Raw genomic sequence first — 25,220 nt, forward strand, 5'->3', positions numbered from 1 at the left:
GAGATCACAACTAGCGGCGGCATTGCATTGATGCAATGCCGAATCGAAGGCAAAGAAGGCTTCAGGGTGTGGCGAGTTGTCGCTGGGTCCAGTTGACGATATCCGCGGAGCCCATGGCACCGGCCTGGCGCGCGATCTCTCGCCCGCCGCGGAACAGGATCAGCGTCGGGATGCTGCGAATACCGAATCGCGAGGCGATATCCGTCGCGACTTCGGTATCCAGCTTGCCCAGGATGACGTTCGGCGACAACGCCCTGGCGGCCTGGGCGAACCCTGGCGCCATCGCCTTGCAGGGGCCGCACCAGTCGGCCCAGAAATCGACCAGGATCGGCAGGTCGCTGCGTGACACGAAGCGATCGAAGTTGGCCGAATCCAGCGTCAGCGGCTGGTCGCCGAACAGGGCGTTGTGGCAGCGCCCGCACTGGGGGCCGTCCCGCAGGCGCGCGCTGGCGACTCGGTTGACGGCATGACAGTGCGGACAAACGACATGCTTCGCGGCGGACATGGGGTTGGCTCCTGGTTGGCGAAGGGGGAGGGTCGGTCAATGGATGCAGATGCGCTGGGGCTCGTCTTCGAACCCCCCGTTTCTTCTCGACGGCTCAGAGGGTGTTTACAAAAGGGCTGCACTCGACAATCCAGCGTTAAAATCGGCCTCGAATACTCATTTACCCCATGTAAACTCCGTGTTTTCGGCCAATTTTGCCTTGTCTTGCCTTCATTCGCCTGTTTTGTAAACACCCTCTCATATGGCTCAATTAATAGACCGATCCGCGATCTTGATCCATTTCAATAGCGCCTGTAGCGGGTGCGGCAGTGTCTGATCGGAGAGTCGCTTGACCTGGCTGCGGCAGGAGTAGCCCGTCGCCAGCAGCCGGCCGGTGTTGGCCTGATCCTCGACCGGCTCGCGCCAGGAGAGGTCGTAGATCGTCTCCGATGTCTGGCGGTTGCGCGCTTCGTGCCCGTAGGTGCCGGACATGCCGCAGCAGCCGGTGGCGACCAGATCCAGCTGAAGCCCGAAGTGCGCGAACAACTGTTGCCAGCCCCTGGGGCTGCCCGGCGCGTTGGTCTTCTCGGTGCAGTGGCTCATCAGGCGATAGCCGGGGTCGGCACCGGTTGCCTCGTCGCGCCAGCCTCGCGGCAGAATCGACTGCCCCAGCGACAGTAGCCACTCCTGCAGCAACAGTACCTCGGGCACGGCCTGCGGGCCGAGCGTCTTGACGTACTCCTGACGGTAGGTGAGCGTCATCGCCGGATCGATACCCACCAGCGGTACGCCGAAGCCGGAAAGCGCCCGGAGCCTGGCCGCCTGTCTTTCCGCCACTCGCTCGAAGCGACCGAGGAAGCCCTGCACGTGCAGTGGCTTGCCGTTGGGCTGGAAGGGCGCCACGAAAACGCGAATATCGAGGCGTCCCAGCAGCTCGACCACATCCATGACCAGCCGCGATTCGAAGTGGCTGGTAAAGGCGTCCTGCACCAGCACCACGCTGCGGCTTTTCTGGGCCTCGGTGAGTCGGCCCAGCGTCAGCGGCGTGGCTTCGGCGACGCCCCAGGCGGCGAGCGTCTTCCCGAGGCTGGCGCGGGAGAGTTTCGGGCTGTCGACGATGCCGAGGCCTTTCGCCAGGAAGCGGTCGACCAGGCGGTTGTCGAGCAGCGCGTTGTAGAGCGGCGTCACCGGACGAAGATGCGGCACGACGAACTCGAGCCCGCCGATCAGATAGTCGCGCAGCGGGCGCGCGTAGCGGCTGTGGTAACTCTCGAGGAAACGCGAGCGGAAATCCGGCACGTCGACCTTGATCGGACACTGGCCAGCGCAGGACTTGCACGCCAGACACCCGGCCATGGCGTCATGGACCTCATGCGAGAAGTCCGCCTCGCCGCGCCGCCGGGCGATCGACCGCCCGATCTTGCCGGGCTGGGCCAGGAGCCAGGCGCCGAGGCCGCCGCGGCGCTGGGCTCGACTTACCTCGGTCACGTCGACACCGGCGTTGCCCTGACGGCGCAGCCACTCGCGCATCAGGCTGGCGCGCCCCTTGGGCGAATGAATGCGCTCACGCGTCGCCTTCCAGGAAGGGCACATGGCATCGGCCGGGTCGTAGTTGTAGCAGGCGCCGTTGCCGTTGCAGTAGACGGCGCTGGCGTTCTCCTGCCAGACCCGCTCGTCGATCTGACGATCCAGCTCGCCGCGGGTGGTAATGCCGTCGATCGCCAGCAGCCCCGGGTCGTGTCCGTCGACGATGCCGATCTCGCCTGACCTATCTCCCGACGCTGCGGAATGCGTGGTTGTACCTTCCACGCTGCCCGCGTCTTCGGGCGGGCTAGAGAGCGGTGTCGCGATCTTGCCCGGGTTGAACTGGTTGTGCGGATCGAAGGCCGCCTTCACCCGTTGCAGCGCGGGGTAGAGTTCGCCGAAGAAGCGCGGCGTATATTCGGAGCGCACCCCCTTGCCGTGTTCGCCCCACAGCAGCCCGCCGTAGCGCTGGGTCAATGCTGCCACCTCGTCGGAAATCTCGCGAATCAGGCGTGCCTGCGCCGGATCCTTCATGTCGATGGCGGGGCGGACGTGCAGCACGCCGGCGTCGACGTGGCCGAACATGCCGTATTCGAGATCGCGCGCGTCCAGCAGTTGGCGAAACTCGGCGATGTAGTCGGCCAGCCGCTCGGGGGGTACCGCGGTGTCCTCGACGAACGGAATCGGGCGTTTCTCGCCCTTGGCATCGACCTTGGCGTTACCGAGCAGACCCACGGCGCGCTTGCGCATGGCATAGACCCGGGCAATCTGCGGGCGGCCCTCGGCCAGGGTGTAGCCGAGCCGTTCGACGCCGGCATCCGAGCCGAGATGCTCGACGAACGCCTGAACGCGCTCGGCCAGCCGTGCCGGATCGTCATCGTTGAACTCGACCAGGTTGATGCCGCGAATCGGTGTCCCGCGCTCGCCATTGTCACCAACGACGGCGGGGAAGAATTCCGCCACGCTGTCCCAGACGAAATCCTCCATCGCCAGTGTCAGCACACGGTCGTCGATGGTTTCGATCGACGTCGGACTGCCTTCCGCCACCAGCGCCTTGGCGTCGCGCAGCGCATCCATGAAGCTCGCATAGCGCACGTTGACCAGGGTCGAGTGCCTGGGCAGCGGCAATACGTTGAGCGTCGCCTCGTTGAGCAGCGCCAATGAGCCTTCGGCGCCGCACAAGACGCTGTTGAGGTCGAAGCGGCCCTGATCGTCGGTCAGGTGCGCCAGGTCGTAGCCGGTCAGGCAGCGGTTGAGTGGTGGAAAGACCTCAGCGATGCGCGCCCGCTCGGTGGTCGCGATGTCGCTCACCGCGCGGTAGATCTCGCCGACCCGGTCGTCGCGCTGGCAGGCGGCCGCCAGCGCCGTTTCGTCCAGCGGCCGGCTCTCGAGCCGCTCGCCGCCGGGCAGCACGACATCGAGCTCGAGCACATGGTTGCGCGTCTTGCCGTATTCGCAGCTGCCCTGGCCGCTGGCATCGGTAGAGATCATGCCGCCGATCGTGGCGCGGTTGGAGGTGGAGAGCTCCGGGGCAAAGAACAGCCCGTGGGGCTTGAGCGCGGCGTTCAACTGATCCTTGACCACGCCGGCCTGAACCCGCACGCGGCGGTTCTCGACGTCGATCTCGAGGATCCGGTTCATGTAACGGGAGACGTCCACCACCAGCCCGTCGGTCAGCGACTGGCCGTTGGTGCCGGTGCCGCCGCCACGCGGGGCGAGCACGATGTCGCGGTGCGCCTCGCGCCCGAGCAGGCGGGCGATCAGTTCGAGATCGGCAGCGTCGCGCGGGTAGAGAACCGCCATCGGCAAGCGCTGGTAAATGGAGTTGTCCGTCGCCAGCACGGTACGGTTGGCGGCATCGTCGCCGATGTCTCCCCGGAAACCCGCATCGGCCAGCGCCGCGAGAAAGCGGCGATAGCGCTCGGGCAGGGTGAGATCGGCACTGGCCGGATCTAGGCGTGTAATCATCGTCATGCATCAAGCCATCACGTCGGGCCGGTCGGGCGGCCGTCGCCGGACGGATTCCATCCGGCAGGTTATCGGTTCTTGGCGCCGGGGCGCTCGAGGGCGGATAGTTTAGCGCGCCAAGCGCGGCAGCGACACGAATCCCCGGTGGCGCATGGTGCCGGGATGGGGTTTTCCCTACAATATCTCCCTCGCAAGAGTGACCATCGAGACGTTACCTGCCGTCCTGCGTCTTCGGTCAGTCTCCTGTCGTCACGGTTTTCGATTTCAAACTGTCTATTTCAAACTGTCTATTTCAAACAACGGAACCCAGTCATGCTCGATCCGAAGCTGTTGCGTAGCGATCCGCAGTTCGTCGCCCAACGCCTGGCCCTGCGGGGCTTCACTCTCGACACCGAACAGCTCGAGTCGCTCGAGTCCCGGCGTCGCGAGCTGCAGACGCGGACCGAGCAGTTGCAGAACGAGCGTAACGTGCGTTCCAAGTCGATCGGCAAGGCCAAGGCCGCCGGCGAAGACATCCAGCCGCTGCTCGCCGAAGTGGGTCAGCTCGGCGATGATCTCGACCGCGCCAAGCGCGAGCTGGGCGAAGTGCAGCAGGCCTGGGACGATCTGGTGGCCGGGCTGCCCAACCTGCCTCATGAAGACGTTCCCGAGGGAGCCGACGAGAGCGAGAACGTCGAGCTGCATCGCTGGGGAACGCCACGCGAATTCGACTTCGAGGTTCGCGACCATGTCGACCTGGGTGCCCGGTTCGGCTATCTCGATTTCGAGATGGCAACCAAGCTGACCGGCTCGCGTTTCGCCGTGATGCGCGGGCCGATCGCTCGTCTGCACCGGGCGCTGGCCCAGTTCATGCTCGACAAGCAGACGCAGGATCACGGCTACGAAGAGTGCTACGTGCCTTACATGGTCAACGCCGAGACGCTGACGGGCACCGGCCAGTTGCCCAAGTTTGGCGAGGATCTGTTCCGACTGAGCGACAGCGACTACTACCTGATCCCGACGGCCGAAGTTCCGCTGACCAATTTCGTGCGTGACGAGATTCTCGATCACGCGTCGTTGCCGCTGAAGTTGACTGCGCATACGCCGTGCTTTCGCAGCGAGGCCGGCGCCTACGGTCGCGATACCCGGGGCATGATTCGCCAGCACCAATTCGACAAGGTCGAGATGGTGCAGGTGGTCGACCCGGCGACCAGCTACGACGTGCTCGAAGAGATGCGCGGTCATGCCGAGGCGATTCTGCAGGCGCTGGAGCTGCCGTATCGCGTGGTGACGCTGTGCACCGGCGACATGGGCGCCAGTGCCACCAAGACCTACGATCTGGAAGTGTGGCTGCCGAGCCAGGCGACCTACCGGGAAATCTCCTCCGTTTCCAACTGCGAGGACTTCCAGGCGCGGCGAATGCAGGCGCGCTTCCGCAGCCCGGATCAGAAGAAGCCGCAGCTGGTGCACACCCTGAATGGCTCGGGCCTGGCGGTGGGGCGCTGCCTGCTGGCGGTGCTGGAAAACTACCAGAACGCCGATGGCAGCATCGATGTGCCGGCGGCGCTGGCGCCGTACATGGGCGGGATCACTCGCTTCAACGCCGACTGATTCCGTCGCCGACGATCCCTCATAGCCAAATGGCATGAGGGATCGTTTGGTTATAACTCTACAAAAAAGCGTTACTTCATCGTGCGCATGGGAAACCGTACACTTCATCCATCGAGGATGGCGTTGCCGGCTATGCTTCAATTCTATGCTTTAGTCCTATGCTTCAGCCGCGCGTTCTTCGACCGGATACGCTTCAGCCCGACGCGCCACGTTCTTCTTCCCGACCAGCGGCCCGACTCGTGACAGACTCGCTCACTCTTCAATACGACTCCGCCTGTCTCGATGTGCATCTCATCGGTGGCGGCAGCGAAGCGCTGACACTGGCGCAGCGTATTGCCGGGCTGGTGCCGGCGGTGATCGTGCACGCCAATTCGGCGATGCCGGCCCTGGCGCGCCTGTGCCAGGCGCAAGGATGGAAGGTGGACGACGCGGAACCGGTGCCCGCGGCCGGTCAGCTATGGCTGGTCGCCAGTGGTGACGGCGAGCGCGATCGTCGAATGGCGACGCTGGCGCGGCAGGCAGGCGTGGCCGTTTTCGTGCCTTCTCATCCAGCGCTATGCAGCGTCCGGCTGCCGCCGAGAGTGACCGTTCAGGACGCGGCGGCACCCGCCGGCATGCACTGGCAGCGGGGGCATGTCTCGTTGGTCGGCGCCGGGCCGGGCGATCCGGAACTGCTGACGCTGAAGGCGCTCAAGCAACTGCAGCGCGCGGACGTGGTGATTCACGACCGGCTGGTCAGTCAGGAGATTCTGGCGCTGGCCAGGCCGGAGGCGAAGCGCTTCTATGTCGGCAAGGCGCGCTCCCGGCACAGCGTGCCGCAGGAGGGGATCAATCAGGCGCTGGTCGATTGGGCGAAAGCGGGCAACCGGGTGGTTCGCTTGAAGGGTGGAGACCCGTTCATCTTCGGTCGCGGCGGCGAAGAGCTGGAGACGCTGGTCGAAGCCGGTGTCGATTTCGACGTGGTGCCGGGGATCACCGCCGCGTCCGGCTGCGCGGCCTACGCCGGGATACCGTTGACCCATCGCGATCACGCCCAGTCGGTGCGCTTCGTCACTGGTCATCTCAAGAACGGCAGTTGTGACCTCGACTGGCCGGCACTGGCCCGCAGCGGCCAGACTCTGGTCTTCTACATGGGCCTGGGGGCGCTGGATCTGATTCGCGAGCGGCTGGTGGCGCACGGGCTCGATGCCGCCACGCCGATGGCGCTGGTCGAGCAGGGCACGACGGCCAACCAGCGTGTGCATCTGGGCACGCTCGGGCATCTGCCCCCGAGCCTCGATCAATATCAGCCAAGACCGCCGACATTGATCGTCGTCGGCAGCGTGGTCGCGCTGGCGTCTCGCCTCGACTGGTTCCAGCCGAGCGACAGCGGCAGCCTCGGCTGGGTCGAAGGCAAGCATCCCATGCCGTTATCGAAGGCCGATAGCGCCTGAAGAGTGCTGGCCCCGCCATTTACTCCGAACCCGTTACCCGGCATGGTATTTTTCTCCGATTCACGATGAGAGGGCACCCGTGCGCGTACTATTTGCAGCCGAGGAGGATGCCTGGGCCGGCATTCTCGCCAAGTTCCGGCAGGCTCTGCCCGATGTCGAGTTCGTGGCGGCCGGCGGATACGAGTTGAAGACCCTGGCGGGTTTCGATGCGCTGATTCCGACCATGAGTCGCGTGGATGCGCCGCTGCTGGCGACGGCCGACCGCCTCAAGCTGATACAGCAGATCGGCGCCGGCCTGGAGGGCGTCGACCGGCAGGCGGCCGAGGCGCGGGGCATCGAGGTCGCCAATGTGCCGACGGATATCTCGGGCAACGCCGATTCCGTGGCGGAGCTGGGCATCTGGATGATGCTGGGGCTGGCCCGACAGGCGAAGCGAATTCCCGAGTTTCTGGCCGACCGCCAGCTGGGCGGACCGATCGGGATGGGGCTCAAGGGCAAGACAGTGGGCATCGTGGGGCTGGGGGGCCTGGGCCAGGCGCTGGCCAGGCGGCTGCACGCTTTCGACATGACCCTGCTGGGGATCAAGCGCCACGCCGATCCCGCGGTCGCCGAACGGCACGGGCTTGCCTGGTTGGGCACGCTGGAAGAGCTGCCGACGCTGCTGGCGCGGGCGGATTTCGTCGTCTTGACGCTGCCGGATACTCCGCAAACCCATCATCTGATCGATGCGACCTCCCTGGCGACCTTCAAGCCGGGCAGCTTTCTGATCAATCTGGGGCGCGGCGGGCTGATCGAGCGGGATGCGCTGTTGCAGGCGCTGCGTTCGGGCCGGCTGGGTGGCGCCGGGCTCGATGTGTTCTGGGAGGAGCCGCCCGATCCCGCAGACCCGATATTCGCCCAGAACGTGATCGCGACGCCGCATGTCGGCGGCATGACCGATGTCTCGACCCAGGGTATCTTCGAAATCGCCTGCGATCGGTTGCGCGCCCTCGCGCGCGAGTGTGGCTGACCCGGGGCTTCTTGCTCTTCAGACCGAGAGCGATATTGGCGGTTTTTGCCGGCGGATCAAGCGGATAGAAGACAAGCCGTCGTTGACGCCATCTCTCGGCCCTTCGACAATAAGCCTTCGCGACGGGGAGGAGCGCATGAACGTTGAGCAGTTGGATATCCGAAGCCATATGGCGCAGTTCGCGCCGTTCGACAATCTCCCCGATGCGTTGCTCGATCGCATTGCCGGCGAGGTCGAGATTCGCTACTTCCAGGCCGGCAGCGAGCTGCTGGTCAAGGACCAGCCGATCGACTCCCTGTGGTACATCCGTAGCGGCGCGGTCGAGATGTATCAGCGCAGTGGCCGGCTTTTCAATCGCCTGAGCGAGGGCGATATCTTCGGCTACTCGGATCTGATGCGCAGCAACCGCCGGGTGCGCTACCCGGTCAGCGCGATCGAGGACACGCTGATCTATTTCATCCCCGGCGATGTCTTCGAGACGATCTGCGAAGAGGACGACGACTTCGCCGAGTTCGTGGAGACCGGTGGCCAGCGTCTCAAGGTGACGGTGGAACAGCAGCGCGACGACAGCGGCCTGATGACGACCCGGGTGCGCAAGTTGATCAGCCGGCAGCCGCAGATGGTCGAAGCCTCCACGTCCCTGCAGCAGGCGGCCCGGCAGATGCGCGATGCCAACGTCACCTGCGTGCTGGTGGTGGACGTCACCGAGACGCAGTCCGCTTATACGTTCACCGGGCGTGACGGCCGATACTGGCAGCTCAACGGTATTCTCACCGATCGCGACTTCTGCACCCGCGTGCTGGCGGAGGGCAAGTCGTCCGACACGGCAGTGGGCGAGGTGATGTCGCGAAAGTTGATCGTGACCCAGTCCGACGAGTCGGTCTACGAAGCGATGCTGAGCATGCTGCGCAACCAAGTTCACCATCTGCCAGTGCTGCATCGTCGCCAGCCGGTCGGCGTGCTGCATCTTTCCGATATCGTTCGTCACGAGACCCACAGCAGTCTGTTTCTGGTCAACAACATCTTCGTTCAGAATACGCCGGAACAGCTTGCGAGGCTGTCGCCCGAGGTTCGCACGGGATTTGTGCGCATGGTCGCCGACGGCGCCAATTCGGAGATGGTCTGCCGGGCGCTCGCAACGATCGGCCGGGCTTTCACGCAGCGCCTGATCGAGCTGGCGGAGGCCGAGCTGGGCCCGGCACCGATACCCTACTGCTTCATGGTGCTGGGGTCGATGGCGCGGGAGGAGCCGACCATCAATGCTGACCAGGACAACGCGCTGGTTCTCCATGACGACTACGATCCCGAGCGGCACGGAGAGTATTTCGAGGCGCTGGCCAGGTTCGTCTGCGATGGCCTCGACGCCTGCGGCTATCCGTACTGCAAGGGCGACGTGATGGCGACCAATCCGCGCTGGCGAAAGCCGCTGGCGGTCTGGAAGCAGTATTTTACCGAGTGGATGGACGAGCCCAACGGCGAACGGCTGCTGCACAGCTCCATCTTCTTCGACCTGGCCCCGGTGCATGGCGAGGCGCCCATGGTCGAGTCGCTGCAGGATCTGATCGCCGAACTGGCCCCTCAGCGCCCGGTGTTTCTCGCGGCGTTGGCGCGCAATGCCAAGAACCGGACACCGCCGCTGGGCTTCTTCCGCAAGTTCGTCATGGAGCAGGATGGCGAGCACCGCAAGTCGATCAATCTCAAGCGCCGTGGCACCGCGCCATTGACGGATCTGGTGCGCGTCCATGCGCTGGCCTGCGGCTCGAAAGCCCAGAACAGCTTCGCCCGTCTCGACGATATCGCCCAGACGAAGCTGTTGGCGGACGGCGTCACCGAGCGTCTACGCTATGCCTTCGAATTCATGTCGATGGTGCGCATTCGCCATCAGGCCGATGCAATCGAGCGGGGCGCCGAGCCCGACAACAGCATCGATCCGGAAAATATCGACAGCCGTGAGCGTCATCATCTCAAGGATGCCTTCGAAGCGATCAGCAACGCCCAGAAATTTCTCTCCTTCCGCTACACCATGCCGTCCAGGCAGGGGGCGTCGAAGGGTGCTGCCCAGTCGGGCGGCAAGGCCTCGTCCCGGAGTCGTCGCTGATGCCGCGCCTGGGCTCGAAAGGAAGCTCTCGGCCGAACTGGCCCGACTACATGGCGGCCCGCGCGCAACAGACCGGTGTGCCGCGGCTGGCCAGCTTCTTCGCGCAGGGTACGCTGGACCCCGACATGCCGATCGGCGAGGCGCCGCTGGTGGCCATGGACTTCGAGACCACCGGCCTGGACGGCAGCCGTCACGACATCGTCAGTGTCGGCGTGATGCCGTTCACCCTGTCGCGAATCCGTCCCGCGGATGGCAAGTACTGGGTATTGTCGCCGCGGCGCCAGTTGAGCGATGAATCGGTGGCCTTTCACCATATCACCCACGCGGAAGTGGCGGATGCCCCCGATTTTGCCTCGATCATCGACGAGCTGCTGGCACTGCTCGCCGGCCGGCTGGTCGTGGTGCACTATCGCCAGCTGGAGCGGACTTTCCTCGATGCCGCGATTCGGGAACGGCTGGGCGATGGCCTGCTGATGCCGATGATCGACACCATGTCGCTGGAAGCACGGATTCATCGCCAGTCCTGGTGGGCCAGGCTGCGGCGCTGGGCGGGGCGGCCCATGGCCTCGATTCGTCTTCACGAGAGTCGCCAGCGCTACCATCTTCCCGCCTATACCGGGCACCACGCTCTGGTGGACTCGCTGGCCACGGCGGAACTGCTGCAGGCTCAGATTCTCTATCACTACGATTGGGGCACGCCGGTCAGCGCGCTATGGCGGTAGGCCGGCACGAGCCGGGAAGGGGATAACGAGACTTCAACGCAAAACGGGCGGCTCCATGAGCCGCCCGCTTTTTTCGATTCACCGTCTACGATGCCATCAATAGCGGGGTTCGGAACGCAGCCCCTGAATGATCGCATAGCATGCGGCCAGCAGAACGATGGTGAACGGCAGGCCGGTAGCAATGACCGCGGCCTGCAGTGCCGTCAATCCGCCGCCCAGCAGTAGCGCGATGGCAATGGCACCTTCGATCAGCGCCCAGAACACGCGCTGCGGCTTCGGTGCGTCGACCTTGCCGCCGGCAGTGATCGAGTCGATGACCAGCGAGCCGGAGTCGGAGGAGGTAATGAAGAACACCATGACCAGAATGATGCCGACGAACGAGGTGATCGTCGTCAGCGGCAGCTGGCCCAGCATGGTGAACAGCTGCAGCTCCAGCGCGGCATTCTTGACGCCTTCGAAGCCCTGGTTGGCAAGCTGGTCGATCGCGGTGTCACCGAAAGCCGTCATCCACAGAACGGAAACGACGGTGGGCACCAGCAGCACGGCGATCAGGAACTCGCGCACCGTACGACCCCGGCTGACGCGGGCGATGAACATGCCGACGAACGGTGACCAGGAGATCCACCAGGCCCAGTAGAAGGCGGTCCAGCCATGGACGAAGTTGGTATCGTCACGGCCGAACGGGTTGGAGAGCGCCGGCAGGTTCGTGATGTAGGACACCATGTTCTCGAAGAAGCCGGTAGCGATCAGCAGCGTCGGGCCGACGATGATCACGAACAGCAGCAGCAGGAAGGCCAGGCCCATGTTGATCTGCGATAGGCGCTGGACGCCCTTGTCGACACCCAGCATGACCGACGTCAGCGCAACCAGCGTGATACCGATGATCAGCAGCACCATGGTCACGTCGGTATTGGGGATGCCGAACAGGTAGTTGAGGCCGGCGGAGGCCTGGGAAGCACCGAGACCCAGAGACGTCGCCAAGCCGAACAGCGTGGCGAACACCGCCAGGATGTCGATGACGTGACCCGGCCAGCCCCAGATCCGCTCACCCAGAATCGGGTAGAAGATCGAGCGCATGGTCAGCGGCAGGCCCTTGTTGAAGGAAAAGAGAGCCAGCGACAGCGCGACGACCGCGTAGATGCCCCACGGATGCAGGCCCCAGTGGAAGATGGTGGCAGCCATGGCCAGGGATTGCGCGGCGGCCTGATCGCCTTCTGCGCCCCCCAGCGGCGCCCAGGAATCACCGGAAATGGACGTGCCGAAGTGCGTGATCGGTTCGGAGACGCCGTAGAACATCAGCCCGATACCCATGCCCGCTGCGAACAGCATGGCAAACCAGCCGGCGTAGCTGAAATCCGGTTTGGCATGCAGGCCACCGATTCTCACCTTACCCAGCGGTGTGAAGATCAGTACGACGGAAACCAGCACGAAGATATTGGCGGCGAACAGGAACAGCCAGCTCAGGTTGTCGGTCAGAAAGCCTTTCGCCCCGTTGAACAGCGGGCCCATCTGATCCGGCAGCGCCAACGTGATGATGACGAAAAACAGAATCAGCAGCGACGAGATCGAGAAGACCTTGCCGTGCAGATCGACGTTGAAACCAAACTTGTTGGTCTGGATATTGTCCTGCCCAATCACATAATCGGTATCGATGAGATTGGCGGGACCCTCGGGTGCCGGTATGCCTTCTTGCGGCGCATCCGGCTGATTGTCGGTGTCTTGAGCCACTAGCCGTCTCCATTCTTTGATGAGTCTATTCAAGGTCGCACTCGCGTGGCGAATGGCGACGATCCCTTGCGCTCCCTTGCGTCGTTCGGGCGTCATGCCAGAGAGCGCTCGGCCGGTGGGCAGAACTCTCAGTCTGACGTATCCGCGGGAACACGCAAGTTGCCAATTATCCTGAATCAAGTCGGTCGTTCCAACCGTCTCGAAGTAATCTTAGCGCTTCCTGCCGCAGATACGGTGAAAGACGTCGCCAATGGCAGCGTTCGGCACGGGAGGGAAGGCCGGATGCAGTATGGGAAGCCGATAAGCGCAGGCGCTTTTCAGGCAAAGGTCTAGACCAAGGTCAGAGTGAAGGCCGCCGCTCTTCTCCCTTATAGTCATGGCCATATTGAAACGAATGTTTGAAGCCCGCCGGGAGAGTTCCAATGGCCGATTATCGTGCACCGCTCGAAGACATGCGCTTCGTTCGCGACGAAGTATTCCATGCCGAGCAGGAATGGCAGGCGATGCCGTCCACCGCCGAACTCAACGCCGAACTCGCCGATGCCATCCTCGAAGAGGCCGGGCGCCTCGTCGAGGCCGAGCTGTTTCCGCTCAACCAGCGCGGCGACGCCGAAGGGTGCCTTTTCGAAGGCGGCAAGGTAAGGACGCCGGCCGGGTTCAGGGAGGCCTTTCTCGAACTGGCACGAGGCGGCTGGTGCGGACTGGGAGGCAACCCCGACCATGGCGGGCAGGGTCTGCCGAAGCTGCTGACCCAGGCTTTCGACGAAATGCTCTATGCCAGCAACGCGAGCTTCGCGCTCTATCTGGCGCTCAACAACGGCGCCGGACTGCTGCTCGATGCCTACGCCGACGAGGCCACCAAGGCGCTCTATCTGCCGCGGCTCTATGCCGGAGAGTGGCTGGGCACCATGTGTCTGACCGAGCCGCACTGCGGCACCGACCTGGGGCTCATCAAGACTCGCGCCGTGCCCGATGGCAGCGGCGGCTATGCCATCACCGGCAGCAAGATCTGGATCACCGGCGGCGAGCATGACCTGACCGAGAATATCGTGCACCTGGTACTGGCCAAGTTGCCGGATGCGCCGGCAGGTGCCAAGGGTATCTCGCTGTTCCTGGTGCCCAAGCGTCGCGTACACGAAGATGGCTCGCTCGGCGAGCCCAACGGTGTGGTTTGTGGCGGCCTCGAACACAAGATGGGGATCAAGGGCAGCGCCACCTGTGTCATGCATTTCGATGAGGCCAGAGGCATCCTGATCGGCGAGCCGCACCAGGGGCTGGCGACCATGTTCACCATGATGAACTACGAGCGGCTCTCGATCGGACTCCAGGGGCTGGGGTTGGGCGACGTCGCCTATCAGGGCGCGATGGCGTTCGCTCGCGAGCGGCGCCAGAGTCGGGCGCCCGGCGGCGCTGCCGAGCCGGACCAGGCTGCCGATCCGATTCTCGTCCACCCCGACGTGCGGCGCATGGCGCTTGACGCCCGCGCCTGGAATGAAGGGGGCCGACTGTTCGCGGCGTTCGTGGCAAGCGAGCTCGACCGGGCCAAGTACCATCCCGATGTCGAGGTGCGTGACGCGTCGGCGGATCTGGTCGCGTTATTGACCCCGGTAGCCAAGGCGTTCCTCACCGATCGCGGCTTCGCGGCCACGGTGGAGGCGCAGCAGCTCTATGGCGGCAATGGCTACTGCGTCGAATGGGGCGCGGAACAGTACGTGCGCGATGCCCGTATCGCGATGATCTACGAAGGCACCAACGGCATCCAGGCGATGGATCTGGTCGGGCGCAAGTTGACGCGCAATCGGGGAGCATACGTGAAGCGCCTCGTCGAGCGGGTGCGGGAAGATCTCGGCGGCGGCGATGATATCGAGCCGGCGCTGCGGCCGTTCCAGGAGGCGGCGATGCGTGAACTGGAAAGGCTCGAGCGGGTCAGTGCCACGTTGATCGAGGCCGCCGGGAAGGAACCGGCTGCCGCGGGGGCGGCGGCCCACGATTACCTGCATCTGCTGGGCCACGCTCTCTATGCCTGGATGTGGTTCAAGGCCGCCCGCGCGGCAAATCGCGGTCTGTCCGGAAACGGCCCGGCCGGGAAAGACTTCTACCAGGCGAAGCTGGTCGTGGGGCGGCACTTCCTGGAGCGCCAGCTGCCGCGGAGCGAGTCTCTGGAGCGTCAGATCGCTGCCGGCCCGGAAGGGTTGATGGCACTGGATCGGCACCTGTTCTAATTCTGCCTCTGCCGACTGTCTCGGCCCCGTCGGGCCCCAGTCCCATCGACTCCTGGGCCATGCGGCGCGCATCGGGCGTCGCCTCTTCGTTTCTTATCGCCGTGTCGGTTCGAGAACGTTTCGAGCCGACCTCGGCGGCCTGCCGGGTTGTTCATGCACTCTCATGAAGCGCCAGCCATGATGGCGCTGTCTTTTTGTTTAAAAATGGTGCGGTGACCGCGCGGCATCGGCGGTTCATGCACCATTAACGACAATCCTGTGGTGCCCAGGGAATTTTGTTTGCACCAATTTCTTGCCCATTGATGGAATTTACCGCGCTTTTCTCTCTTTTTTGTATACAAGAATGGCGAGGAAGACGATCAAGGCACGGAAAATGCATAGGGTTCTCGGATCGATAGCCGCGCCTGGTGCGCGAATATCCATGATCGCCAGGCCGATCACCAAGGGTCATGACCACGACCAGGAGAATCCGATGACAACAACCTCCCTTCGCAAGTTGATTGCCACTTCCGGGCTGACGCTGGGCCTTGCCGGCTTCGGTAACGTCGCCCTTGCCCAGGCGCAGGACGAAGGCCCGATCCGTGTCGGCATTCTGCATTCGCTTTCAGGCACCATGGCCATCAGCGAGTCGACGCTCAAGGACGAAATGCTGATGCTGATCGACAAGCAGAACGACGCCGGCGGTCTGCTCGGTCGCCAGCTAGAGCCGGTGGTGATGGACCCGGCATCGGACTGGTCGCTCTACGCCGAACAGGCTCGCGACATGCTGACCGGCGACGATCGCGTCGACGTCATCTTCGGCAACTGGACCTCGGCCTCCCGCAAGGCGGTGCTGCCGGTGGTCGAGGAGCTCAACGGGCTGCTGTTCTACCCGGTGCAGTACGAAGGCGAGGAGTCCTCGGAAAATATCTTCTACACCGGCGCCGCGCCCAATCAGCAGGCGATCCCGGCCGTCGACTACCTGATGAGCCAGGGTGTCGAGCGCTGGGCGCTGCTGGGCACCGATTACGTCTACCCGCGCACCACCAACAAGATCCTCGAAGCCTATCTCAAGGCCAACGGCGTCGCCGGCGACGACATCATGATCAACTACACGCCGTTCGGTTTCAGCGATTGGCAGTCGATCGTCTCGCAGGTCAAAGATTTCGGCAGCCAGGGCAAGAAGACCGCCGTCGTCTCGACCATCAACGGCGATGCCAACGTGCCGTTCTACAACGAACTCGCCAACCAGGGCATTTCGGCGGGCGACATTCCCGTTGTCGCGTTCTCGGTGGGCGAGCAGGAGCTGACCGGTATCGATACCGCACCGCTGGTCGGGCACATGGCGGCGTGGAACTACTTCATGAGCGTCGACAGCGACGCCAACTATGACTTCATCGACGACTGGGTCGCCTACACCGGCAATGACGAAGCGGTGACCAACGATCCGATGGAGGCGCATTACATCGGCTTCAACATGTGGGCCCAGGCAGTCAAGAAGGCCGGGACCACTGATGTCGACGCGGTCAAGGATTCGATCATCGGCGTGACCGTGCCCAATCTCTCGGGCGGCGCTTCCACCATGATGCCCAACCACCACATCACCAAGCCGGTGATGATCGGCGAGATCCAGGACGACGGGCAGTTCAGCGTAGTCTGGCAGACGCCGACGACGGTTGCCGGCGATGCCTGGTCGGACTATCTGCCGGATTCCAAGAACCTGATCAGCGACTGGAGAGCACCGCTGCGCTGCGGCAAGCTCGACGTCGAGTCGATGACCTGCGAAGACGGCCCGGGCGCCGAATGAAGCCAGGCCGCCGGCGCTCGAACGGGCGCCGGCGGCATCGAGCAGAACCTGGGTCTGACGCCGCACCGAAAGGGCGGTGTCGAGGAACGAACATGATCAAGACTCAACACTTGGCAAGCCGTTGTCTGACGCGCCTGCTGATGCATTCCGTGCTGCTGTGCCTGCTGATGGCATGGGGCCTTTCCGTTAGCCAGACGGCGGCGGCCGCTGTCAGTGATGCGCAGGCCCGAGCGCTGCTGGAAGCGCTCGACACGCGCAGCTTCCAGGCCAAGGGCGACGCCGCCCAGGCGATCGCCGAGAGCGGCGCCGAGCAGAAGACGCGCTGGCTGCAGGCACTGCTCGACGGCCGCCTGGGCAAGGAGCGTCGCGGCGAGCGTTTCTACATCATCACCGATGACAGCGGCCGCGAGTGGCCGATCATCGATGCCATCACGTTCGAGGACGCCGGTACCGGCACACGACGCACGGTCCAGGCGTTCAAGATCAACAACGATCTGCGCACCCGTATCCAGGGGCTGCTGGCCTCGCTCTCCCTGAGCGCCGGCGACGAGGCTTCTCGGCTGGCGGCCGCCGGGCGTATGATCGGCGAAGTCTCGGCCGACAACGCCGATAGCGTGCGCGCCATGCGCGACGACGAGGAGAGCCAATCCGTTCGCGGCCAGCTCGATGTCGCGCTGGCGCTCTACGATGTCCAGCAAGGCGATATCGACGCGTTAGAAACCCTGCGCGGCAATCTCGATACGCGGGTGCGCAACACGTTGACCCCGATCGCCGCCGGTGATTCCGAGCTCGCCGCCGAGGCGCAGTCGGTCCTTGGCGGCATCGAGAGCAAGCGCGCCTGGTACGACCGTGCACAGACGCTGTTCTTCGGCCTCAGTGCCGGTTCGATTCTGGTGCTGGCGGCGATCGGTCTGGCGATCACCTTTGGCGTCATGGGCGTGATCAACATGGCCCATGGCGAGCTGATCATGATCGGCGCCTATACCACCTGGATGATCCAGCAGGCACTACCGGGGCAGCCGGGACTGGCGCTGGCGCTGGCCATTCCCGGCGGCTTCCTGGTTGCCGGTGCGTTCGGGGTGGTGATCGAACGCACCGTGATCCGCTTCCTGAAAGGCCGTCCGCTGGAGACGCTGCTGGCCACCTTCGGCCTCAGCCTGATCCTGCAGCAGCTGGTGCGCAGCGTGTTCTCGCCGCTCAATCGTCGCGTCACCTCGCCGGACTGGCTGCAAGGGGCGTGGCAGATCAACGAGGCGCTGTCGTTGACCCTCAACCGGCTGGCGGTGCTGCTGTTCTGCCTGGTGGTCTTTGCCGGCCTGTGGGCGCTGATGCGCTATACCCGGCTGGGGCTGGAGGTGCGTGCGGTAACCCAGAACCGGGCGATGGCCCGCGCCATGGGCGTACGTGCCACCCGTGTCGACATGCTGACGTTCGGGCTGGGTGCTGGCGTCGCCGGGCTGGCGGGGGTCGCCCTGTCCCAGTTGACCAACGTCGGCCCCAACCTGGGGCAGGGCTATATCGTCGACTCCTTCCTGGTCGTGGTCTTCGGCGGGGTCGGCAACCTGTGGGGAACGCTGGTGGCCGGCATGTCGCTCGGCGTGATCAATCAGGTGCTGCAGCCCTGGGTCGGCGCGGTACTGGCCAAGATCATCGTGCTGGTGGGCGTGATCCTGTTCATCCAGAAGCGCCCGCAGGGCATCTTTGCACCCAAGGGGCGGACCTCATGACGACCCAAACCTTATTGCACGAACGTGATCGGTCGCGTCAGGCGTTCCTTTCCCGCTCGACGCTGTTGACCAGCCTGGTGCTGATCGTCGGCATGCTGGTGGTGCTGGTATTGAACGCCTTGCCGGAATCGAGCGCCTGGCACGTCAGCAACGCGACGGTATCGCTGCTCGGCAAGTATTTCACCTACATGCTGCTGGCGCTGGCAGTGGATCTGATCTGGGGCTATCTCGGCATTCTCAGCCTGGGACATGGCGCCTTCTTTGCCCTGGGCGGCTATGCGATGGGGCTCTATCTCAACGCGCAGACCTCACCGCTGCCCGGCTGGCAGTCGATCATGGCCTACTTCCCGGTGGCGGCACTGGCGATCCTGCTGGCGCCGGGTCTGCTGGCGCTGGTATTCGGCTGGCTGGCGTTTCGCTCGCGGGTGACCGGGGTCTACTTCTCGATCATCACCCAGGCGCTGACCTTCGCGCTGATGCTGGCGTTCAATCGCAACGAGATGGGCATGGGCGGCAGTACCGGGCTGACGCGTTTCTACGAGCTGCTGGGCTTTTCGCTCGCGAGCGAGGGGATGACCGTAGCGCTGTTCGTGGCGTCCGGCATGGCAGTGCTGCTGGCGTTCTGGCTGTGTCGAGCGATCACGGTGTCACGCCTTGGCCGGGTCAGCGTGGCGACCCGCGATGCCGAGGCCCGGGTGCGCTTCATCGGCTACCGGGTCGACCACGTCAAGCTGGCGCTGTTCGTGGTCTCGGCGATGATCGCCGGGGTGGCCGGTGCGCTCTACGTTCCCCAGGTGGGGATCATCAATCCCAGTACCTTCGCGCCGCTGTTCTCGATCGAGGTGGTGGTATGGGTGGCGCTCGGCGGGCGGGCGACGCTCTATGGCGCGCTGCTGGGGGCGCTGGTGGTCAATTACCTGAAGACGGTGCTGACCGGGGTGATGCCGGATGCCTGGCTGTTCATTCTCGGGGGACTGTTCGTGCTGGTCACGATGCTGCTGCCGCAGGGCATTGCCGGGGTGATCTCGGCCTGGTGCGGGAAGCGTCGCGATGGAGAAGAGCAGGATCGACAGGAGGTGAGCGCATGAGCGTGATCGATAGCACTCGCTTCGACAGGTTGCGGGAATTCGCCCGTCCGGATCGTGTTTTCGACTTCATGGCGCCGGCGCAGTCTCCGGTGGACGTGCGCCACGGCCCGATTCTCTACCTGGAGGACGTCAGCGTCAGCTTCGACGGCTTTCAGGCCATCAATCGGCTCAACCTGACCATCGATGACGGCGAGCTGCGCTGCATCATCGGCCCCAACGGGGCCGGCAAGACGACGATGATGGACATCATCACCGGCAAGACCCGACCGGATCACGGCCAGGTCTGGTTCGGCAGCCGACACAACCTGCTGACGCTGGACGAACCGCAGATCGCCAATCTGGGAATCGGCCGCAAGTTCCAGAAGCCCACGGTCTTCGAGGCACTCGACGTGACCGAGAACCTGGAACTGGCGATGGCCGGCGACCGACGGGTCTGGAAGACCTTGCTGGCCCGTCTCGACCGGGAAGGCCAGGCGCGTATCGACGAGGTGCTCGAGACCATCGGCCTGGCCTCGGCGCGGCATCGCCTGGCCGGCGTGCTGTCGCACGGGCAGAAGCAGTGGCTCGAGATCGGTATGCTGCTGATGCAGCGGCCCCGCCTGCTGCTGGTGGACGAGCCCGTCGCCGGCATGACCGAGCCGGAGATGCACCGCACCGCCGAGTTGCTGACGCGCCTCGTAGGCCAGCAGTCGGTGGTCGTCGTCGAACACGACATGGGCTTCGTGCGTTCGATCGCCAGGCAGGTCACGGTGCTCCACCAGGGCAGTGTGCTGGCGGAAGGGACCATGGACGAGGTCGCCAGCGACCCGCGGGTGATCGAGGTCTATCTCGGCGGCGACGAGGAGGCGGCCTGATGCTGAGCGTCGACAAGCTCAATCAGTACTACGGCGAAAGTCACATCCTCCGCGACCTGTCGCTCGATGTGCCCGCCGGCCGCTGTACCTGCGTCATGGGACGCAATGGCGTCGGCAAGACGACGCTGCTCAAGACGGTGATGGGCGAGGTGGCGGCGCGCAGCGGGGCGATTCGCTTCGACGGCGAGGAACTGCTCAAGCGAAGACCCGAAGCGCGGGCGGGCTTGGGGATCGGCTATGTGCCCCAGGGGCGTCAGATCTTCGCCACCCTGTCGGTCGAGGAGAACCTGCGCATCGGCCTGCCGGCGAGAAGAGACAGGCAGCGCCGGATTCCCGAGCGTATCTACGAGCTGTTCCCGGTGCTCAAGGAGATGCGCTATCGTCGCGGTGGCGACCTCTCCGGCGGCCAGCAGCAGCAATTGGCGATCGGTCGGGCGCTGGTGCTCGACCCCAGGCTGTTGATCCTCGACGAGCCGGGCGAGGGCATTCAGCCCAACATCGTCGCGCAGATCGGCGAAGTCATCCGGCGTCTCAATCGCGAGGATGGCCTGACCGTGCTGCTGGTCGAGCAGAAACTGCCTTTCGCCCGGCGGTACGCCGACAAGTTCATGATCATGGATCGTGGCCAGGCGGTGGCCGGTGGCGATATCGCCGAACTGAGCGACGACCTGATCAAGCGGCATCTGACAGTATGACGGTAGATCCTTCATGCCACTGGCAGGCGGCCCCCGCCGATTCGGGGCACCGGTTCGATGCGACCCGGCGTTGGGAGGCGTCGCTGTCGCTCGCGTTTGCGGTTCGCACCATGGACGCGGCATCCAACGGCGCGGCGCCAATGAGGCGCACGCGATTGACCCGAGCGCGACATCACGGCCCCTTGCGGGTGCAGCGGTCGTTCTATCCGGAATCGCCCCGGGCCGGGCTGGCCGATCCGTGCCATGTCTACCTGCTGCATCCGCCGGGGGGACTGGTCAGCGGCGATGCCCTCAAGATCGACGTGAACGTCGAGGCTTCGGCGCATGCCGTGCTGACCACGCCGGCGGCGACCAAGCTCTATCGGGCGGACAGTCACGGCGTGGTCTGGTCCCAGACCAACCGGCTCGAGGTCGAGGATGGCGGGTTGCTGGAGTGGCTGCCCCAGGAAACGATCGCCTTCGACGGTTCGAAAGGGGAACAGCGCACCGAGATCTCGCTGACGGGCAATGCGCGCTGCCTGGGGTGGGAGATCATGGCGCTGGGGCGTCCGGCCAGCGCTCTCCCGTTCGAGAGCGGTCGCATCGAGCAGCGCTTTCAATTGCTTCACGACGGTCGGCCGCTATGGCTCGAGCGGCAACCGCTGGACCCGCTGCACCGGCGCTTTTCGGGGCGGTGGGGGCAGGGCGGCGCGACGGTCCAGGCGACACTGTGGGCAGCCGGCCTGACGGATCCGAGCCAGGCGGTGAAAGCGGTGCGAGACGCGCTATCGGCAAGCCCGAACTGGGCCGTGACCCAGCGTCATGGCGTGCTGCTGCTGCGTTATCTCGGCGATTCGCGCAATGAAGCGTGGGCGCTTTGCCAGGCGGCCTGGCATGTGCTCAGGCCGCTACTGGTCGGCCGCGAGGCGTGCGAGCCGCGGATCTGGTACACGTAATCATCATGCCGACGGCGACGGATACTGGTCGAAGCAGCCCGACGCTGTTGTTTGCGCTGCCCGAAGCCGGCGCATCATTGCAATGCTCGTAGCTCGTAGCTCGTAGCTCGTAGCTCGTAGCTCGTAGCTCGTAGCTCGTAGCTCGTAGCTCGTAGCTCGTAGCTTACAGACAGGACATCGATATGGAACTGACACCCCGAGACAAAGACAAGCTGCTGCTGTTCAGCGCCGCGCAGCTGGCGGAACGGCGCCGGGCCCGTGGGCTCAAGCTCAACTACCCGGAGGCGATGGCGCTGATCAGCTTCGAGATTCTGGAAGGGGCGCGTGACGGGCGCAGCGTGGCCGAGCTGATGAGCTATGGGCGCGAGATCCTGACCCGCGAGGACGTCATGGACGGTGTCGCCGAAATGATTCATGAAGTGCAGGTCGAGGCGACCTTCCCCGATGGGACGAAACTGGTAACCGTTCACGATCCCATCGTCTAAGCGCACTGGAATGGCTGCGCTCGGCCATACCGCGTTTAATCTCGGCTTCCCATGCTCATTGAGCACCCAGTCAACTCCGCTGGCTCGCCGAGATTCGCCTTGTCTGGCCTTCGCTCGCTCATTCCCTCGGTCACTGCGGTTTAGTAAACAAGAAGGACGGTAAGCATGATTCCCGGTGAAATGCAGATTCAGGACGGCGAGATCGAGCTCAATGCCGGTCTCGAGACGCTCACGCTGGCGGTGGCCAATACCGGTGACCGGCCGGTGCAGGTGGGCTCTCACTATCACTTCGCCGAAACCAATCCGGCGTTGACCTTCGATCGCGCCAGGGCCCGGGGTTACCGTCTCGATGTGCCGGCGGGGTCGGCGATTCGCTTCGAGCCGGGACAGACCCGTGAGGTAACGCTGGTGCCCTACGTCGGCGAACGCCGCATCTACGGTTTCCGTGGCGACGTCATGGGCTTGCTGGATGGGTCCGCTGAAAACGACGGGGGTATCAACTGATGGTCAAGATCACCCGACAAGCCTATGCCGACATGTACGGCCCGACCATCGGCGACCGGGTACGCCTGGGCGATACCGAACTGTGGATCGAGGTCGAGCGCGATGCCACCGTCTACGGCGACGAGGTCAAGTTCGGCGGCGGCAAGGTCATCCGTGACGGCATGGGACAGAGCCAGCGACACGACGATTCGGTCATGGATACGGTCATCACCAATGCCCTGATTCTAGACTGGTGGGGCGTGGTCAAGGCGGATGTCGGCCTGCAGAAGGGCCGGATCGCCGCCATCGGCAAGGCCGGCAACCCCGACGTGCAGCCGGGCGTCGACATCGTCATCGGTCCGGGCACCGAAATCATCGCTGGCGAGGGCAAGATCCTGACTGCCGGCGGTATCGACGCGCATATCCATTTCATCTGCCCGCAGCAGGTGGAAGAGGCGCTGATGAGCGGCGTCACCACGATGCTCGGCGGCGGTACCGGGCCGGCCACCGGCTCCAATGCTACCACCTGTACGCCGGGCGAATGGCATCTGGGCAAGATGCTGCAGGCGGTCGATACCCTGCCGATGAACATCGGCCTGCTCGGCAAGGGCAACGCCAGCCTGCCCGAAGCCCTGGAAGCGCAGATCGTCGCCGGTGCGATCGGGCTCAAGCTGCACGAGGACTGGGGCACCACTCCCGCGTCGATCGACAATTGCCTGAGCGTGGCGGAACGATACGATGTCCAGGTGGCGATCCATACCGATACGCTCAACGAATCCGGCTTCGTCGAGGACACGATCGCCGCGTTCAAGGAACGCGGTATTCACACCTACCACACCGAAGGCGCGGGCGGCGGCCATGCGCCCGATATCATCACCGCCTGCTCGAAGGACTACGTGCTGCCGTCGTCGACCAATCCGACCCGGCCGTATACGGTCAATACCATCGACGAGCATCTCGACATGCTGATGGTTTGCCACCATCTCGACCCGAACATTCCCGAAGACGTGGCCTTCGCCGATTCGCGCATTCGCCGCGAGACCATCGCCGCCGAGGACATCCTCCACGACATGGGCGTGATCTCGATGATTTCGTCCGATTCGCAGGCGATGGGGCGGGTCGGCGAAGTGGTCTGCCGCACCTGGCAGACTGCCCACAAGATGAAGGTGCAGCGTGGCCTGCTGCCGGAAGACGAAGCGCTGGGCGCAGACAATTTCCGTGCTCGGCGCTACATTGCCAAATACACTATCAACCCGGCGCTGACCCATGGCATCGGCCACGAAGTGGGATCCGTCGAAGTCGGCAAGCTGGCGGACCTGGTGCTGTGGAGCCCGGCATTCTTCGGCGTGAAGCCGGCGCTGATCATCAAGGGCGGCATGATCGCGGCCGCACCGATGGGGGATGCCAATGCGTCGATTCCGACACCGCAACCGGTACACTATCGGCCGATGTTCGGCGCTTTCGGCAAGGCCGCCAGTGCGACTCGCTTGAGCTTCGTCAGTCAGGCGGCGCTGGATGCCGGGATCAAGGCAAGGCTGGGGCTGGAGAGCGAGCTCGTTGCGGTCAGGCAGGTACGGGGCGTGCGCAAGAGGGACATGAAGCTCAACGATGCCTGCCCGCATCTCACCGTCGATCCGCAAACCTACGAAGTGCGTGCCGACGGCGAGCTGCTGACCTGCGAACCGGCGACCGAACTACCGCTGGCGCAGCGTTATCATCTTTTTTGAGTGGGATATTCAACCGTCGGCCAGGGCACTTTTTCGATTATCTATCGTCTGGTTATTCCGGGTGCCCGGTATTGGCCTTCATGAGGCGAACAGACATGTGGAAATTGATTGAACGGCTGGAGGCGACGTCCGACGCCGAGGCCCTCGACAGCGTAACGCTACCGTTCGAACTGCGAATGCGGGGACGGTTGAAGGCGATCAGCAATGGCGGGCGCGAGATCGGCATTTTTCTGGATCGCGGACCGGTGCTGCGGGATGGGGCGCTGCTGCGCGCCGAAACCGGCGAGATCGTCGCCATCCGGGCCGCCGATGAGTCTGTCGTGACGGCATCGGTCCCGTCCGGCCTGGCGCTGGCCCGGCTCTGTTATCACCTGGGTAACCGGCACGTGCAACTGGCGATCGGCCACGGCGAAGGGGGCGGCTGGGTACGCTTTCCGCCGGATCATGTTCTCGAGGCGTTGGCCACGAGACTGGGCGCGACGCTGGAGCGACACAAGGCGCCGTTCGATCCCGAGCCGGGCGCCTACGCCGAGGGTCTCGGTCACGGACATGGGCACGATCATGGTCACCATCACGATCCCGCGGACGGCCATGGGCAGGTCTACGACCTTCAGCCACACCTGGCCCACCGTCATGGTCATAACCATGAGCATTGAGCGGTG

The 25,220-nt window shown here is 64.4% G+C and carries 19 protein-coding genes; 16 read left to right on the plus strand and 3 right to left on the minus strand.

Going from position 1 to position 25,220, the window contains the following annotated elements; translation table 11 throughout:
• Window positions 1–61: 61 nt before the first annotated feature.
• Both trxC and DOM32_RS14835 read right to left on the minus strand, forming a co-directional pair.
• Window positions 62–505, minus strand: a complete 444-nt coding sequence (trxC, locus tag DOM32_RS14830) for a thioredoxin TrxC (RefSeq protein WP_110635802.1) — start codon at window positions 503–505, stop codon at window positions 62–64.
• Between the two features lie 246 nt (window positions 506–751).
• Window positions 752–3,976, minus strand: a complete 3,225-nt coding sequence (locus tag DOM32_RS14835; RefSeq protein WP_110635891.1) for an FAD-binding and (Fe-S)-binding domain-containing protein — start codon at window positions 3,974–3,976, stop codon at window positions 752–754.
• Window positions 3,977–4,288: 312 nt separating this feature from the next.
• On the opposite strand from DOM32_RS14835, the gene serS reads away from it, so the two are divergent.
• The 5 genes from serS (at window position 4,289) to DOM32_RS14860 (ending at window position 10,828) form a co-directional block, all read left to right on the plus strand.
• Complete coding sequence (gene serS, locus DOM32_RS14840; protein WP_110635805.1) at window positions 4,289–5,566, plus strand: serine--tRNA ligase; 1,278 nt, start codon at window positions 4,289–4,291, stop codon at window positions 5,564–5,566.
• A 614-nt stretch (window positions 5,567–6,180) separates the two neighbouring features.
• Window positions 6,181–6,999 (plus strand): uroporphyrinogen-III C-methyltransferase, encoded by an 819-nt coding sequence (gene cobA / locus DOM32_RS17945; RefSeq protein WP_071231333.1) that lies wholly within the window; start codon window positions 6,181–6,183, stop codon window positions 6,997–6,999.
• Between the two features lie 79 nt (window positions 7,000–7,078).
• On the plus strand, window positions 7,079–8,008 hold the full coding sequence (locus tag DOM32_RS14850) for a 2-hydroxyacid dehydrogenase (RefSeq protein ID WP_071231300.1): 930 nt from the start codon (window positions 7,079–7,081) through the stop codon (window positions 8,006–8,008).
• A 136-nt stretch (window positions 8,009–8,144) separates the two neighbouring features.
• Window positions 8,145–10,106 carry a DUF294 nucleotidyltransferase-like domain-containing protein gene (locus DOM32_RS14855; protein WP_071231299.1) on the plus strand — a complete coding sequence of 654 codons (1,962 nt, stop codon included), beginning with the start codon at window positions 8,145–8,147 and terminating at the stop codon, window positions 10,104–10,106.
• A complete protein-coding gene (locus tag DOM32_RS14860; protein ID WP_110635808.1) occupies window positions 10,106–10,828 on the plus strand; it encodes a 3'-5' exonuclease in 723 nt (240 codons plus the stop codon). Before DOM32_RS14855 ends, DOM32_RS14860 begins: the two co-directional genes overlap by 1 nt.
• 96 nt (window positions 10,829–10,924) lie before the next feature.
• Here the strand turns inward: DOM32_RS14860 and DOM32_RS14865 are convergent, their stop codons facing one another.
• Complete coding sequence (locus DOM32_RS14865; RefSeq protein WP_071231297.1) at window positions 10,925–12,556, minus strand: BCCT family transporter; 1,632 nt, start codon at window positions 12,554–12,556, stop codon at window positions 10,925–10,927.
• A 422-nt stretch (window positions 12,557–12,978) separates the two neighbouring features.
• Between DOM32_RS14865 and DOM32_RS14870 the strand changes: the two genes are divergently transcribed.
• The 11 genes from DOM32_RS14870 (at window position 12,979) to ureE (ending at window position 25,214) form a co-directional block, all read left to right on the plus strand.
• Window positions 12,979–14,778 carry an acyl-CoA dehydrogenase C-terminal domain-containing protein gene (locus tag DOM32_RS14870; protein ID WP_110635811.1) on the plus strand — a complete coding sequence of 600 codons (1,800 nt, stop codon included), beginning with the start codon at window positions 12,979–12,981 and terminating at the stop codon, window positions 14,776–14,778.
• A gap of 472 nt (window positions 14,779–15,250) precedes the next feature.
• The gene (gene urtA, locus DOM32_RS14875) at window positions 15,251–16,564 is read left to right on the plus strand and encodes an urea ABC transporter substrate-binding protein (protein ID WP_110635894.1); all 1,314 of its coding nucleotides are present in this window, start codon (window positions 15,251–15,253) and stop codon (window positions 16,562–16,564) included.
• Window positions 16,565–16,656: 92 nt separating this feature from the next.
• Window positions 16,657–18,291, plus strand: coding sequence for an urea ABC transporter permease subunit UrtB (gene urtB / locus DOM32_RS14880; protein ID WP_110635814.1), 1,635 nt, complete (start codon window positions 16,657–16,659; stop codon window positions 18,289–18,291).
• Window positions 18,288–19,379: an urea ABC transporter permease subunit UrtC gene (urtC, locus tag DOM32_RS14885; protein WP_208625389.1), complete on the plus strand. Its 1,092-nt coding sequence runs from the start codon at window positions 18,288–18,290 to the stop codon at window positions 19,377–19,379. The genes urtB and urtC overlap by 4 nt, the downstream gene beginning before the upstream one ends.
• Window positions 19,376–20,233 carry an urea ABC transporter ATP-binding protein UrtD gene (urtD, locus tag DOM32_RS14890; protein ID WP_110635817.1) on the plus strand — a complete coding sequence of 286 codons (858 nt, stop codon included), beginning with the start codon at window positions 19,376–19,378 and terminating at the stop codon, window positions 20,231–20,233. The genes urtC and urtD overlap by 4 nt, the downstream gene beginning before the upstream one ends.
• The gene (gene urtE, locus DOM32_RS14895; protein WP_110635821.1) at window positions 20,233–20,928 is read left to right on the plus strand and encodes an urea ABC transporter ATP-binding subunit UrtE; all 696 of its coding nucleotides are present in this window, start codon (window positions 20,233–20,235) and stop codon (window positions 20,926–20,928) included. Before urtD ends, urtE begins: the two co-directional genes overlap by 1 nt.
• Complete coding sequence (locus DOM32_RS14900; protein WP_071231290.1) at window positions 20,925–21,863, plus strand: urease accessory protein UreD; 939 nt, start codon at window positions 20,925–20,927, stop codon at window positions 21,861–21,863. The genes urtE and DOM32_RS14900 overlap by 4 nt, the downstream gene beginning before the upstream one ends.
• Window positions 21,864–22,045: 182 nt before the next feature.
• Complete coding sequence (locus DOM32_RS14905; RefSeq protein ID WP_110635824.1) at window positions 22,046–22,348, plus strand: urease subunit gamma; 303 nt, start codon at window positions 22,046–22,048, stop codon at window positions 22,346–22,348.
• 165 nt (window positions 22,349–22,513) lie between these two features.
• Window positions 22,514–22,852 carry an urease subunit beta gene (locus DOM32_RS14910; protein ID WP_071231288.1) on the plus strand — a complete coding sequence of 113 codons (339 nt, stop codon included), beginning with the start codon at window positions 22,514–22,516 and terminating at the stop codon, window positions 22,850–22,852.
• Complete coding sequence (gene ureC, locus DOM32_RS14915; protein ID WP_071231287.1) at window positions 22,852–24,558, plus strand: urease subunit alpha; 1,707 nt, start codon at window positions 22,852–22,854, stop codon at window positions 24,556–24,558. Before DOM32_RS14910 ends, ureC begins: the two co-directional genes overlap by 1 nt.
• A 95-nt stretch (window positions 24,559–24,653) precedes the next feature.
• On the plus strand, window positions 24,654–25,214 hold the full coding sequence (ureE, locus tag DOM32_RS14920) for an urease accessory protein UreE (RefSeq protein WP_071231286.1): 561 nt from the start codon (window positions 24,654–24,656) through the stop codon (window positions 25,212–25,214).
• The last annotated feature ends 6 nt before the right edge of the window (window positions 25,215–25,220 follow it).

It is taken from the genome of Salinicola salarius (genome assembly GCF_003206135.1).
In the GTDB taxonomy this organism is placed as follows: Bacteria; Pseudomonadota; Gammaproteobacteria; order Pseudomonadales; family Halomonadaceae; genus Salinicola; species Salinicola salarius.